Origin of the sequence: Muricoccus radiodurans, assembly GCF_050154705.1 — a bacterium.
Classification (GTDB): Bacteria; Pseudomonadota; Alphaproteobacteria; order Acetobacterales; family Acetobacteraceae; genus Roseomonas; species Roseomonas radiodurans.
On sequence record NZ_CP189561.1, the window covers coordinates 2,677,178 to 2,690,227 of the forward strand.

Consider the following 13,050-nt stretch of genomic DNA (forward strand, 5'->3'; position numbering starts at 1 on the left):
GCCACTCGTTCCTACTGCGGGAGGGTCGCCCTACGCGAAGGTCTGGCCCTTCCCGCGGACCGGGGTGCCTAGAAGGATTCGTCCACCGGCTCGGGCGAGGCGTCTCCCACGCGCTCTCCGCCGGCCCGGGCCTTCTGGGTCAGCACCAGGCGGGTCATCGCCACCACATCCGCCGCGCTGGCCTGCATGCGGTTGCTCTCGAACCACAGCTTGCAGCCATACGCGGTGTCCGCCACCTCGATCAGCGCATCCCGAACGGCCTGCAGATGCGGCGACCTGCCGAGCTGGTCGAGATGCCGTTCGAACCGACTGTTGCTGTCCATCGGGCTGCCCATGTCTCCGTCACCGTGCGGCGTATCGCGGCAACGGGCATGATGGAAGCTTCCCTGCTCTGCCGCCAGCGGCGGCCTCCCGTTCCGGCGCTACCTTGGCGTCAGTCCGAAGAAGCTCTCCGCGTTCCGCCAGTTGATCTTCTGCCGCGCCTCGTCCGGCATCTCGATGCTCTCCAGCACCCTGATCGTGTCGCGGATGTAGCCGGGCCCGCGCTCGGGATCGAAGGGGCAGTCGGAGGCGAAGAGCACGCGGTCGGGTCCGTAGAACTCCAGCCCGCAGACCGTCGCCGCGCGCGATCCGAAGACGGCGCTGTCCGCGTAGAAATCCTTGAAGTACTCGATCGGCCGCCGCTTCAAACCGGCCAGCACGCCGCTCAGATCCTCGTCCGTCGTGCGCTTGCCCAGCTGGTCCCAGCCCGGCCCCACGCGCCCTTCGAAATAGGGAACCATGGCGCCGAGATGATGCGCCAGCACCTTCAGGCCCGGCACCCGGTCGATCACCCCGCCGAAGACCAGCCGCGCCATGGCGACGGAGGTCTCGTAAGGCCAGCCGAAGGTCCACCAGATCTCGTACTTGGACTTCTCCTCCGTGATGTAATCCGTCACCTCGTTGCCGCGGGACGGGTGCAGCATGATCGGCCGGTCGTGCCGCGCCGCCACCTCGAAGATCGGCAGGAAGCGCGGATCGTCCAGCGGCAGGCCGTTGATGTTGCTGTGGATCTGCAGCCCGTTCGCGCCGAGCTGCCTGAGAGCCCGCTCCGCCTCCGCCGCGGCCGCCTCCGGGTCGTTCATCGGCAGCGACGCCAGGAAGCCGACGAAGCGGTCGGGATGCGCCCGCACCAGCTCCGCGAGCCCGTCATTGGCCAGGACCGCCAGCTCCCGCGAGACCGCCGGCGTCCCCATTGCCTCCAGCGGCGGCATGCCGAGCGAGATGACCTGCGTATAGTCGTGGTTCCGGAACAGGTCCATGACGCGGAAGCGCTCGTCCAAGTCAAAGATCGCGGGCACGCCGCGCATCCGCGAACCCATCCCCTTTCCGGCGCCCTCCAGCGTCAACAGCCGGTCCCACAGCGGCTGGGGGAAGAAGTGGCAGAAGGCGTCGATGTAGCGCATGGCGTTCCTCCTCGGCACGAGACGATGCGAGAAGGCGGGCACGAACGCCAGTCGCCGCCGAGGTGAAACGCCGGCGCGACGCGGTCACCCGGGGCAGCACTCGGCGGGAGAAGAGCGCCGACGCGACCGGCGCGACATTCCCCTCCTCGCTCGGGTGACGGCGCCCGGTATCATGGCGCTGTGGAAGACGAAGCGTCGCAGCAGACCCCGAAATCGGAGGAACGCCGGAAGTCCGGCAGCTCCACCCTGGAAGGCGTGGCCGAGGCGGCGGATGCCGGCTGCTGCCTCGCGGAGGTCGCCTGCGGCGGCGTCGACTGCTTCGTCGCCACCGCCGCCCTCGGCCGTGCGGAGCACCCGGATCTCAACGCCCTCCGCGCCTTCCGCGATCAGGTCCTGATGCGGTCCGCGCCGGGGCGCCTGTTCTGCCGCCTCTACTACCGTTGGGGCATGTATCCCGCCCGTGCCATCCGCGGACGGCCGCTCGCCTGCCTCATCGTTCGGACGGGACTCGTGCAGCCTCTCGCCCGCCTCGCGCGCCGCGTGACGCGCTGACGGGAACGCGTCCGGAGAATGGGCGCGGCGGGGCGAAACGCCCTCCCCGCCCCGGCTGTTAACGTGGCATCGCGCCACAGCCGGGAGTGCAGGACATGGCCGAAGCGAAGACGACCACCAACCACGACGAGATCCGCCAGTGGATCGAGGCCCGCGGCGGCCGGCCGACGAAGGTGAAAGGCACCGAAGGGGCGGACGGCGAAGGCCTGCTCCGCGTGGACTTCGCCGAACCCGACGAGAGGCTCGAACCCATCGAATGGGAGGAGTTCTTCGAGACCTTCGAGGATCGGAAGCTCGCCTTCCTGCACCAGGACAAGACCGCGGGCGGTCAGGAGAGCCGCTTCTTCAAGTTCGTGAAGCGCTGAGCCCCAGCCTGCGATCCGGCCCGCGCCCATGCTGGAGCGCGGGCCCACAGCCGGGCCGCCCCGCCGGCGCGGGGCGGCCACCGGCGCGTCAGGTGTAGCCCTTCTCCCTGCCGCGCTCTGCGGCGGCCTCTTCCTGCGTCGCCGTTCCGGTTGACGCTGGCTGCTGACCCTGGCCGGCATCCGCGCCATCGGACGCGGGCGCCTTGCCCGAGGCGCCGGAGCCGCTCGCCGACGCACCGCCCTCGGCCGGGTGGAAGTCGAACTCCCCGCCCTCGCTCTGCCAGGTCTGGACCGTCAGCACGCGCGCGCCGCCGCGGCTCTCATGCGGCCCATGCACCACGCCCTTCGCATGCGTCAGGAAAGCCCCTGCCGAGAGCGTCTCGCCGTCCTCGATCAGGTCCCCGTCCAGCACATAGTGCATCTCGGACCCGGCCTCGTGGAAATGCGCGGGAATGCGGCCGCCCGCCGGCAGATGCACGATCGAGGTGACGACGCCCTTCTCGCGGTCCTCGTTCAGGATCTGGATGCGGAATTCGCCGCTCGCCCCCGGGATCTCGAAGGGCAGGGCCTCGCCCGCCTTCTCCATGCGCAGCCCGTCGCCCGCCATTCCCGGTCCTCCATCCGCGTGATCGGTCGGAGGTGGCGCCGGACGGTCCGCGCGCCAGGGCCGCTCACCGGATGGTGTGCCGCGGGCTCAAGCGGCCCGCAGATGCTCCAGCAGCCTGGGCATGAGCTCCACCAGGTTGCAGGGCCGGAAGCGCGCGTCGAGTTGGTGCACGAGGATGTCGTCCCACGCATCCTTCACGGCCCCCGTGCTGCCCGGCAGCGCGAAGAGATAGGTCCCGCCCGACACGCCGCCGATCGCGCGCGACTGGATCGTGGAGGTGCCGATCTTCTGGTAGCTCAGCATCCGGAACAGCTCGCCGAAGCCGGTGATCTCCTTCTCCAGCACGCGGGCAAAGGCCTCCGGCGTCACGTCGCGGCCGGTGATGCCGGTGCCGCCCGTGGTGATGACGCAATCCACCTGGGGGTCGGCGATCCAGCGACGCAGATGCGCCTCGATCGCGTCCGCCTCGTCCCGCTCGATGGCGCGGGCGGCGAGGCGGTGTCCCGCCGCCTCGATCCGCGCCGCGAGCGTGTCCCCGGATCGGTCGGTGGAGGGGTCGCGCGTGTCGCTCACCGTCAGCACGGCGATGTTCACGGGCAGGAAGCGGCGGCTCTCGTCGATCGGCATGGCGGTTCTCCGGCGATGAATATAGGGGCGCCCGCCCCGGACCGCGCCAGCGTCAGCGGAACCCGCCGCTTCGCAGAGCGTTCCCCCCGTGCCACTGTTCCAGGGGCGGATTCACCGGATCGATTCCGACCGCCCCGCGTTCCAGGAGAGGAAAGACCCGTGCCCCGGCTGCTGAACGCCCTCGGCTTCATCCTCTTCGTCCTGGGGGCCATCGTGGTCGGCTACGTGCTGTACCTCGTCATCGCCGGGATGCTCGGCTGGAACCCGTTCGGCGGACAACGCCCGGCCGTGGGGCTGAACACCGTGATCATGCTGTCGATCATCGCCCTCCTGCTCCTGGTTGGCGGCTGGCTGGTCGCCCTGGCAGCGGTGCGCGCGGAGTGGCGGCGGGACATGCAAGCGGCGTGATGCGGCGCCTGTGACGCCGGGAGAAGGCTCAGGCTTCTCCCGGCTCCCCATTCACCGGAGCGCTTAGGTTCCTGGACCTGCCCGCCGCGTCTGCGGTGCTCGGCTAAGCGACCTCCAGGGTTCCCCGGCGGAAAAGGCGTTCACAGGTCGGATGCGTGCGTCCCATGAGTCTCACCCCTGGGGTCAGGGGAGAGGCTCACCCTCGCCTCCCCCGCGCCACCAGCCGGGCCAGTTCCTCCACGCCCACGAAGCGGGGCGCGCTGCCCGCCGCCAATGCGTCGAGGCTCGGCGAGGGCAGGCCGAGGCGGCTGGCGTAGATGAAGGAGTAGGCGAGCACCCGCTGCACGTAGGTCCGGGTCTCCTGGAACGGGATGCTCTCGATGAAGAGGAAGGGATCATCCCGGTGCCCGTTGGCCGGCAGCCAGCGCGCGAGGTTTCCCGGCCCTGCATTATAGGCCGCTAGCAGCCGGACGAGGTTGTTGTTGACGTTGTCCTGGGTCGCGAGGTGGTGGAGGTAGCGCTGCCCCAGTTCCAGGCTGAAGCCCGGGTCGTGCAGGCGCTGCTGGCCCAAACCGTCCCGCAGCCCGGCATCCCCGGTGATGAAGGCGGCGGTGGAGGGCATCACCTGCGCCAACCCCCGCGCCCCGGCCGGGGAGACCGCCCCGGCGTTGAAGTTCGATTCCTGCTTCACCAGCCCGTAGATCAGCGCCGGATCCACCCGCCAGCCGCTCTGGGGTGTCAGGGTGGGCACGGGGAAGCGGGCGAAGTCGCGCGGACGGCCGTCAGCGGTCTGCGCCGCCGCGGCCAGGCTGGCCGCCAGGTCGGTCATGCCCGCGCCGGTCGCCACCGCCAACATCGCCCGGTTGAGCGAGGCATTGCCCCGCGCCACCGAGAGCAGCCGCCGGAGCTCCGCCTCCGCCCGGTCGCGCTGGCCGATCTGGAGCAGGGCGAGCGCGCGCCAGCCACCGGCCGTCTCCGCGAGGGTCGCGGCCTCGGCGTCACCGGCCAGCTCCCGCTCCCAGGCGAAGCCGAAGGGCAGGCCCAGCGCCCGGCGCGCCACCAGCCCGTAGAAGGTGCGCGGCTCCTGCGCTGCCTGGAGCATCCAGGGGACATAGGATTGCGGCCGCCGCGCCCGCACCGCGGCCCGCGCGGTCCAGAAGGCCGCCGCCGCGCGCTGCACGGCCGAGGCCGATTCACTCCGGGCCGCCTGCTCGAAGAGCGGCAGCGCCGCCTCGTACTGCCCCTGCCCCCAGGCCGAGAGCCCCGCGATGAAGGCGGCCTGGGCCGGCGCGCCGCGCGTGGCCGCCGCGGCCGAGGCGACGCGGAACGCCTCCGCATCCCGCCCGGAGGCGAAGAGGACCTGTGCCACCTCTCCCTGCAGGGCCGCCGCATAGGCCGGGGTCATGCCGCGGGTGCGGGCGATGTGCAGCAGCGCGCCCGAGGTGTCGCCGCGCCCCGCCATCTCCCGCACCGTCCGGTCCAGGGCGGGGTTGCGCGTGAAGGCGGAGGCGGCCGCCGGTGGCTCGACCTCCTCCGGAGGCAGTTCCTGCTCCGTGGACTGGACGGGGTCCGGATCGCCCGGCAGCGCCGGCGGCGGGGAGGCCCCGCGCGGCAGCCGCGCCACCAGCATCGCGTGCAGCCGGGGCGCGTCCGGGTGGTCCGCATGGTCCGACAGCCAGGCGCGCAGCTCAGCCGGGGAGGGCTCCGGCGCGCCGGGCCGCAGCCAGCGGTCGGCCAGGACATGGCCGATCAGGCGGCGGTCATCCAGCCGCTCGGACTCGCGGATCGCCGCGGGCGTCTCGCCGCGGCCCTGCATCTCGAAGATCCGCCGCAGCCGCGCCGCGTCGGAGGGCGCCAGTGGCTGGGGCAGCGCGACCGTCCCGGCCGTCCCCGCCAGCGGCGTGCGCGGGGACAGCATCGCCAGTTCCGCAAACGCCACGGCCTGCGGCATCTCGATCACCGGCGGCCGGGGCGTCGCGGCAGGCGGCCGGGCCGGCAGCGCGACGGGCAGGGGCGCCATGCGGCGGGGCTCGGGCGGGCCGGAGGGGCGCGCGTCGCGCCCGCCCCTGCCGCGCCCGCGCGGCTCACGCGGCGAGGGCCGGGGGCCGGGCCGCCACTCCTCCACGACCCATTCCTCCACCACCCACTCGCGCGGGCGGAGCGGCGCGGGGCGGCGCGCCGCCACGGGCGATAGCGTCAGCCACTCGCGCGGCCCCGGCGCCCAGGGCATCGCCACCGGCTTCGGAGCGAGCGGGGGCGGTGCCCAGCCACGCGGCGGGGCGGCGCGCGCGGCAGGACGCGGCGGCGCCGGCTTGCGCGCCGTGTCCGGCATCGCGGCAGCACGGCGGGGCGGAGGGGAGTCCCAGCCGCGAGCTGCCAGGGCGGGGGAGGTCAGTGTCAGCACGACCAGGAGCGCCGCGCCATGGCGCGGAACTCTCCGGCTGCGACGCTCAGGGGGGATGAGCCGCATGGGACAGCGTTACCGGCCCCCGCCCACCCGGCGCAACCAACCACCCCGCGAGTCAGAACCGCACATGGCTGGAATCAGTCTCTTGGCCGATCCGTTCCCTTCACGTTCCCGTCAGGCGCGGTCGAGACTCCGCCGCAGCAGCCTCAGGTCTGCCCAGGCCTCCCGCTTGGCGGAGGGCTGGCGGAGCAGATAGGCCGGGTGAAGGGTCGCCAGGACCGGCACCGGCCCGAGTCCCGGCACATCGAGGGAATGCCAGCGGCCGCGCAGCCGGGTGATCCCCTCCCGGCTCCGCAGCAATGCCTTGGCCGCCGTGCCCCCCAGGAAGACGAGGTGGCGCGGCCGGACGATCGCGATGTGCCGCAGCACGAACGGGGTAAAGAGGTTGATCTCCGCGTCCGTCGGCGTGCGGTTCCCCGGCGGGCGCCAGGGAAGGATGTTCGTGAGGTAGGCGTTCTCCGCCCGGCGGACGCCGATGCTCTCGAACATCCGGTCCAGCAGCCGCCCCGACACGCCGACGAAGGGCAGGCCCTGTCGGTCCTCATCCGCCCCGGGCGCCTCCCCGATGAGCATCAGGCCGGATTCCGGCACGCCGTCCGCGAAGACGAGCTTGCTGGCCGTGTCCTTCAGCGGGCTGTCCAGGGCGGCGATGGCCTCGCGCAGCGCCTCCAGGCTGTCCGCGCCGGCAGCCAGGTCCCCGGCCCGGGCCGCGGCCGGCGCGAAGGCCGCCACGGCCCCGCCGGCCGGAGCCGGCCGGGTAGCCGGCCCCACGGGGCGCGGCGCAGGCGCCGCCGGGACGGAGACCGGGTCCGCGAGGACCGCGCGGGGCCGGGTGCGGTCCTGCGGCGCCTCCTCCAGCGCCTCGTCGGCGCCCCAGGCGATCTGCAGGTCCAGCGCCGCCAGCAGCGCGGCGGTCTCGTCCGGGTCGGGCGGGACGTCCATCCTCCGGGTATCGCCCCCGCCCCGCCCCGGCGCAATGGCCGGCGCCCCGCACCGACCGCTCGGTCGGGCGGGGTTACGCGGGGCCTCGCCCGGCGCTACATGCGCGGGGAGAACAGGAGGACCGCATGGCCGAGACCGAGGCCCCCGAAGCTGAGGCCCCCGAGCGCGAGAGCATGGAGTTCGACGTGCTGATCGTCGGCGGCGGCCCCGCGGGGCTGGCCGCGGCGATCCGCCTGAAGCAGGTCTCCCCCGACACGACGGTCTGCGTGGTGGAGAAGGGCAGCGAGATCGGCGCCCACACCCTGTCGGGCGCCGTGCTGGAGCCCCGCGCGCTGGACGAGCTCTTCCCGGACTGGCGCGACGACCCGCCCGCCCTGGCGACGCCGGCCGGTGACGACCGTTTCATGCTCCTGACGGCCAAGCGCGCCATCAAGCTGCCGACGCCGCCCACCATGAACAACCACGGGAACTACGTCGTCTCCCTCGGCAACGTGTGCCGCTGGCTCGGCGCGAAGGCCGAGGCGCTGGGCGTCGAGATCTACCCGGGCTTCGCCGCGTCCGAGACGATCATCGAGGACGGCACGGTGAAGGGCGTCGTGGCCGGCGTCATGGGTATCAACAAGGAGGGCGAGCGGGGCCCCGACTACCAGCCCGGCATGGAGCTGCGCGCCACCTACACCCTCTTCGCGGAGGGCTGCCGGGGATCGCTGACAAAGAAGCTCTTCGAGCGCTACGACCTCCGCAAGGACTGCCTCCCCCAGACCTTCGGCCTCGGCATCAAGGAGCTGTGGGAGATCCCGAAGGAGAAGCACACGCCGGGCCTCGTCTGGCACTCCGTCGGCTGGCCGCTGCCGCGGGACGTCTATGGCGGCTCCTGGCTCTACATGCTCGGGGAGAACCTCGTCTCCATCGGCTTCGTCGTCGGGCTCGACTACAAGAACCCCTGGCTCTCGCCGTTCGATGAGTTCCAGCGCTTCAAGACCCATCCCGAGGTCCGCAAGATGCTGGAGGGCGGAAAGCGCATCGCCTATGGCGCCCGCGCCCTGAACGAGGGCGGCGCCCAGTCCATCCCGCGCCTGGTCTTCCCGGGCGGCGCGCTGATCGGCGACACGGCGGGCTTCCTGAACGTGCCGAAGATCAAGGGCACCCACACCGCCATGAAGTCCGGGATGGTCGCCGCCGAGGCGGTGGCCGATGCCCTGGCCGAGGATGCGCGCCCCGAGGTGCTGGAGAGCTACCCCGAGCGCATCCGCCAGTCCTGGGTGTGGGAAGAGCTGCACTCCGTCCGCAACATCCGTCCGGGCTTCGCGAAGTACGGCTTCTACGGCGGCATGATCGCGGCGGCGCTCGACACCTACGTCTTCCGGGGCAAGGCCCCCTGGACCTGGAATCACCACGCCGACCACGAGACGCTGCGCCCCGCGGCGGAAATGCCGAAGATCACCTATCCGAAGCCGGACGGCGTGATCAGCTTCGACCGCCTCTCCTCCGTGTTCCTCTCGAACACCAACCACGAGGAGAACCAGCCCGCACACCTCGTCCTGCGCGATCCGTCGCGCTGGAAGGGCACGAACTGGGACAAGTTCCGCTCGCCCGAGAGCCGCTACTGCCCGGCGGCCGTGTATGAGGCGGTGGGGCCGGAAGCGGAGCGCGAGCTGAAGGGGACACCGGACCCCGAGGCGACAGGATCGGGCGCGGAGGTCGAGGCCGGCGACGCCGCCGCGCGCCTCGTGATCAACGCGCAGAACTGCGTCCACTGCAAAACCTGCGACATCAAGGACCCGACGCAGAACATCGACTGGCGGACGCCGGAGGGCGGCGGCGGGCCGAACTACATCGGGGGGATGTAGACCTCGCGCGGAGGGGGAAACCGGACACGCGCCGGTGGATTAGCTCCTCGTCCGTGGCCGGCGCCCGATCGGCGCCCGCTGCGGAGGGGATCCCGCCATGCCGCACAACACGCCGACCGTTCCGCCACCGCAGCCGGGGGACCTCAGCGCATCCCTTCAGCGCAACATCCGCGCGCTGGAGGAGCGGCGACGCCAGGAGGCCGCCGAGGCGACGCGGGAGGAGCGGGTGGCCCAGGCCATCACGGACTTCGCCGGCAGCATGAAGTTCGTCTACCTCCACGTCGCGATCTACGGCGCGTGGATCCTCGTGAATGTCGGCCTCATCCCCTTCCTGCCGCGCTTCGACCCGTCCCTGGTCGTGCTGGCGATGGTCGCCTCGGTGGAGGCGATCTTCATCTCCACCTTCATCCTCATCAGCCAGAACCGGATGGCCACGATCGCGGACAAGCGCGCCGACCTGGACCTCCAGATCAGCCTCCTGGCCGAGCATGAGCTGACGAAGCTCGCCGGCGTGATCGCCGCCATTGCGGAGAAGCTGGAGGTGAGGGCGGAAGGCGATCCGGAGATCGAGGAGATCAAGAAGGACGTCGCGCCCGAGGCCGTGCTGGACGAGATCGAATCGCAGAAGAGGTAGCCGTTCCCCGCCGCGCGGGCGGGGAACGGCCGGGCCGCGTCAGGGACGCATGCCCATCTGGATGCCGCGGATCAGCGCGATGTGCGTCTGGATGGACGGCTCCGCCACCATCGCGATCGCCCGCTCGCCCGGGGTCGCGCCGCTGGCGGCGATCTGGCTCATGATCGTCAGCAGCTCCTGATGGCCGTTGAGCTGGCCCTCCAGGTACATGCGGTCGAACTCGGCGCCGCTCAGCGTCGGCAGGGTCTGCAACGCCTGCGCCTTGACCGGGTCCACGACGATCTGCGTCGGTGTCGGCACGCCGACCGTGCGCATCGCGGTCATAATCGCCTGCTGCTCCGCGGACTCGAACTCCGCGAACTGGCGAACCTGCGGGTTGCTCGTGCGGGTGAGGGCGACCTGGCTCGTTTGCAGGGCGAAGACGCTGCCCGCCATCGCCAACTCCCGCACGGAGGAGGGCGTGCCGGCGACGATCACCGGCGGCGGCGTCTGCGCAAGGGCCGGGCGAAGGGCGGTAACAAGGGCGGCGCCCGCGAGGACGCCCATGGTGGTGCGACGAAGCATGAGGATGAACTCCTGGAACCATCTGGCCGGCAGGGTGCCGGGCCTGGAGAGCCCCGCGTGGGTGCGGCGCTACACACGGGATGGTTTCTGAAACGCGGCTGAGAAGCATTGCTCCGTCGCACGCCTGCGTGAGAGGCGCGGGCGGGAGCGGCGCTACGCGCCGCCCCAGTTCATCGTCAGCCCGCCATCCATCACCCAGGTCTGCCCGGTGACGTAGTCCGCATCGCTGGATGCGAGGAAGAGCGCCAGCGCCGCGATTTCCTCCGGCTCGCCCGCGCGGTGCCAGGGAATTTCCTTGAAGGAACTCTCGCGCTTCTCCGGATCGTCGATCCGCTCCTGCGTCATCGGCGTGTGGATCATCCCCGGCGCGATACCGACCACGTTGATCTTCAGCGGCGCCAGCTCGACCGACAGGCTCCGCGTGAGCGATCCCAGCCCGGCCTTGGACATGCCGTAAGGCGCGCTCTCCGCCGTCGGCAGATGCTGCGCGACGGAGGAGATGTTGATCACCTTCCCCCGCCCGCCGGCCTGCTGCCGCAGCCGCACGAAGGCCCGACAGCACCAGAGCGGTCCGAGCAGGTTCGTCCGGATGACCAGCTCGGCGAGGTCTCGGTCCATCTCCGCCACGGGCATCTTCTCGCCCATGCCCTTGCCCGCGTTGTTCACCAGGATGTCGGGCGCGCCCAGCGCTTCCTTCGCCTTCGCGAAGAAGGCATCCACCGCCCTGTCGTCAGTGACGTCCAGCCTCGCCGTCATCGCGCGCCGGCCCGCGGCCTCCACGCGCCGCTGCGTCTCCGCCGCGCCCTTCTCATCCGAGTGGTAGGAGATGACGACATCCGCGCCCGCTCGCGCATAGGCCTCGGCGATCGCGCGCCCGATGCCCGAATCCGATCCGGTGACCACCGCCACCTTGTCCTGAAGAACCATGCCCGGCCCCTTTTCGTCCGGGCCGGTAGCGCCCCCGGGCGCCGCGGGGTTTCCCGCCTGCGCGGAGGCGCGGCGCTCCGGCTAGGCCTTGCCGCGCCGGATCGCCCGCAGGTTGGCCGAGACCCGGCGCTGCGCCGGCCGCACCGCCGCCGCCATCACGGCCGCCGGGTCTGCCCCGCGCAGCGCCGCCTGGCCCGCCGCCACCCACCCGTCGGCGAAGGCGCGCTGCTTCTCCATCGCCAGCCGCGTCAGTTCCGCCGCGCCGTCAGCCCGCGTGGCCAGGTCCAGGCTGCGCAGGGTGAAGACCCAGCCCGCCTGCCACGCGAAGAGACCCCAGCGCGTCGGATCCATGCGCTCAGAGCTTCGCGAGGATCGCGTTGGCCGAGCTCACCTCGAAGGCGCCCGGCTGCTCCACCGCGACATGGGCGACCGTCCCGTCCTTCGCGATCAGGGCGAATCGCTGGCTGCGCACCCCCAGGCCGCGGGCCGAGAGGTCCTGGTCCAACCCAAGCGCCTTGACGAAGACCGCGGCGCCGTCGGCCAGCATCACCACCTCGTCCTCCACCCCCTGGTCGCGCGCCCAGGCCTGCATCACGAATGCGTCGTTGACCGCCACGCAGGCGACCAGGTCCACGCCCTTGTCCTTCAGGGCCGCCGCCGACTCGACGAAACCCGGCAGGTGCTTGGCGGAACAGGTGGGCGTGAAGGCGCCGGGCACGCCGAACAGGACCGCGGTCTTCCCGCGGAACAGGGTGCCCGTGTCCACCTCCCGCGGTCCCTCCACGGTGGCCTGCATGATCTTCACGGCTGGAAGGGCGTCGCCGGGCTGGATGGGCATGGGGGGCTCCTGGAAGCGCCCCTTGCTGGGGCAGCCCGGCACTTCTGCGCCGGCCGTTGAGGGTGTCAACAGCACCCCTCCGCCAGGGTTGCGGCCGCCCGCCCCTGCCGCCATCTTCGGCCCATGGCCCGTCGCCCGAAGGACATTCCCCCTCCCCCACCTCCGGATGATGACGAGGACGAGGCCGAGGGGCCCGTGGAGCTCTCCCGCGTCGCGCAGCCCGGCGCGGAGGGCGAGGGCTGGCTCGGCGGCCAGATCCTGATCGCCATGCCCAGCATGGGCGATCCCCGCTTCGCCCGCAGCGTCATCTGCATCTGCGCCCACTCACCGGAAGGCGCGATGGGCATCGTGCTGAACCGCGCGATCGAGAACCTCACCTTCGACGAGCTGCTGAAGCAGCTCGACGTCACGCCTCTGCCGCCCCAGCGCCGCATCCGGCTCTATGCCGGCGGCCCGGTGGAGGGCGGGCGCGGCTTCGTGCTGCACACCCAGGACTGGTCGAGCGAGGGCAGCCTCAACGTCGCGGGTGGCTACGCCCTGACGGCCAGCGTGGACATCTTGAAGGCCATCGCCTCGGGCGGCGGGCCGCGCCAGGGCATCCTCGCCCTCGGCTACGCCGGCTGGGGTCCCGGCCAGCTTGAGAGCGAGTTCCAGCACAACGCCTGGCTCAGCGTGGAGCCGGACGAGGCCCTGCTGTTCGGGGAGGAGGACCAGGACGCCAAGTGGCGCCAGGCCCTCGCGAAACTGAAGGTGGATCCACTGCTGCTGGTGGACGCCGCCGGCCGGGCCTAGCCTGCCGCGGCGCCGGAGCGGCGCGCGGGAGG

Annotated in this window: 16 protein-coding genes; 6 read left to right on the forward strand and 10 right to left on the reverse strand. The window is 71.9% G+C overall.

Translation table 11 applies throughout. The features are described from left to right. Positions 1–68 precede the first annotated feature (68 nt). Together ACP6CK_RS13105 and ACP6CK_RS13110 are read right to left on the reverse strand one after the other, a co-directional pair. Positions 69–323 carry a hypothetical protein gene (locus tag ACP6CK_RS13105; RefSeq protein ID WP_426959445.1) on the reverse strand — a complete coding sequence of 85 codons (255 nt, stop codon included), beginning with the start codon at positions 321–323 and terminating at the stop codon, positions 69–71. Between the two features lie 99 nt (positions 324–422). Then, on the reverse strand, positions 423–1,445 hold the full coding sequence (locus tag ACP6CK_RS13110; protein WP_426959446.1) for an amidohydrolase family protein: 1,023 nt from the start codon (positions 1,443–1,445) through the stop codon (positions 423–425). Between the two features lie 180 nt (positions 1,446–1,625). Between ACP6CK_RS13110 and ACP6CK_RS13115 the strand changes: the two genes are divergently transcribed. Both ACP6CK_RS13115 and ACP6CK_RS13120 read left to right on the forward strand, forming a co-directional pair. Next, complete coding sequence (locus ACP6CK_RS13115; RefSeq protein WP_426959448.1) at positions 1,626–1,997, forward strand: CFI-box-CTERM domain-containing protein; 372 nt, start codon at positions 1,626–1,628, stop codon at positions 1,995–1,997. A 95-nt stretch (positions 1,998–2,092) separates the two neighbouring features. Further along, a complete protein-coding gene (locus ACP6CK_RS13120) occupies positions 2,093–2,362 on the forward strand; it encodes a hypothetical protein (RefSeq protein ID WP_426959449.1) in 270 nt (89 codons plus the stop codon). An 88-nt stretch (positions 2,363–2,450) separates the two neighbouring features. Here the strand turns inward: ACP6CK_RS13120 and ACP6CK_RS13125 are convergent, their stop codons facing one another. Both ACP6CK_RS13125 and moaB read right to left on the reverse strand, forming a co-directional pair. Beyond that, positions 2,451–2,969, reverse strand: a complete 519-nt coding sequence (locus ACP6CK_RS13125) for a cupin domain-containing protein (protein ID WP_426959450.1) — start codon at positions 2,967–2,969, stop codon at positions 2,451–2,453. A gap of 87 nt (positions 2,970–3,056) precedes the next feature. After that, the gene (gene moaB, locus ACP6CK_RS13130) at positions 3,057–3,596 is read right to left on the reverse strand and encodes a molybdenum cofactor biosynthesis protein B (protein ID WP_426959451.1); all 540 of its coding nucleotides are present in this window, start codon (positions 3,594–3,596) and stop codon (positions 3,057–3,059) included. Between the two features lie 159 nt (positions 3,597–3,755). Here moaB and ACP6CK_RS13135 point away from each other — a divergent pair, with 159 nt between their 5' ends. Continuing rightward, complete coding sequence (locus tag ACP6CK_RS13135) at positions 3,756–4,004, forward strand: hypothetical protein (protein ID WP_426959452.1); 249 nt, start codon at positions 3,756–3,758, stop codon at positions 4,002–4,004. 196 nt (positions 4,005–4,200) lie between these two features. On the opposite strand, the gene ACP6CK_RS13140 is transcribed toward ACP6CK_RS13135, so the two are convergent. Next, positions 4,201–6,474, reverse strand: a complete 2,274-nt coding sequence (locus ACP6CK_RS13140) for a transglycosylase SLT domain-containing protein (protein WP_426959453.1) — start codon at positions 6,472–6,474, stop codon at positions 4,201–4,203. Between the two features lie 111 nt (positions 6,475–6,585). Further along, positions 6,586–7,413, reverse strand: a complete 828-nt coding sequence (locus ACP6CK_RS13145) for a uracil-DNA glycosylase (RefSeq protein ID WP_426959454.1) — start codon at positions 7,411–7,413, stop codon at positions 6,586–6,588. A 125-nt stretch (positions 7,414–7,538) separates the two neighbouring features. On the opposite strand from ACP6CK_RS13145, the gene ACP6CK_RS13150 reads away from it, so the two are divergent. Further along, positions 7,539–9,263, forward strand: a complete 1,725-nt coding sequence (locus ACP6CK_RS13150; RefSeq protein ID WP_426959455.1) for a 4Fe-4S dicluster domain-containing protein — start codon at positions 7,539–7,541, stop codon at positions 9,261–9,263. 97 nt (positions 9,264–9,360) lie between these two features. Then, positions 9,361–9,897: a DUF1003 domain-containing protein gene (locus ACP6CK_RS13155; RefSeq protein WP_426959456.1), complete on the forward strand. Its 537-nt coding sequence runs from the start codon at positions 9,361–9,363 to the stop codon at positions 9,895–9,897. A 39-nt stretch (positions 9,898–9,936) separates the two neighbouring features. On the opposite strand, the gene ACP6CK_RS13160 is transcribed toward ACP6CK_RS13155, so the two are convergent. The 4 genes from ACP6CK_RS13160 to ACP6CK_RS13175 form a co-directional block, all read right to left on the reverse strand. Beyond that, the gene (locus tag ACP6CK_RS13160; RefSeq protein WP_426959457.1) at positions 9,937–10,461 is read right to left on the reverse strand and encodes a DUF4142 domain-containing protein; all 525 of its coding nucleotides are present in this window, start codon (positions 10,459–10,461) and stop codon (positions 9,937–9,939) included. A 153-nt stretch (positions 10,462–10,614) separates the two neighbouring features. Then, positions 10,615–11,388 (reverse strand): SDR family NAD(P)-dependent oxidoreductase, encoded by a 774-nt coding sequence (locus ACP6CK_RS13165; protein WP_426959458.1) that lies wholly within the window; start codon positions 11,386–11,388, stop codon positions 10,615–10,617. Positions 11,389–11,469: 81 nt separating this feature from the next. Continuing rightward, entirely contained in the window at positions 11,470–11,739 is a 270-nt protein-coding gene (locus ACP6CK_RS13170) for a hypothetical protein (RefSeq protein WP_426959459.1), read from the reverse strand. A gap of 4 nt (positions 11,740–11,743) precedes the next feature. Beyond that, positions 11,744–12,226 carry a peroxiredoxin gene (locus ACP6CK_RS13175; RefSeq protein WP_426959460.1) on the reverse strand — a complete coding sequence of 161 codons (483 nt, stop codon included), beginning with the start codon at positions 12,224–12,226 and terminating at the stop codon, positions 11,744–11,746. A gap of 123 nt (positions 12,227–12,349) precedes the next feature. On the opposite strand from ACP6CK_RS13175, the gene ACP6CK_RS13180 reads away from it, so the two are divergent. Next, positions 12,350–13,018, forward strand: coding sequence for a YqgE/AlgH family protein (locus ACP6CK_RS13180; protein WP_426959461.1), 669 nt, complete (start codon positions 12,350–12,352; stop codon positions 13,016–13,018). Positions 13,019–13,050: the final 32 nt, after the last annotated feature.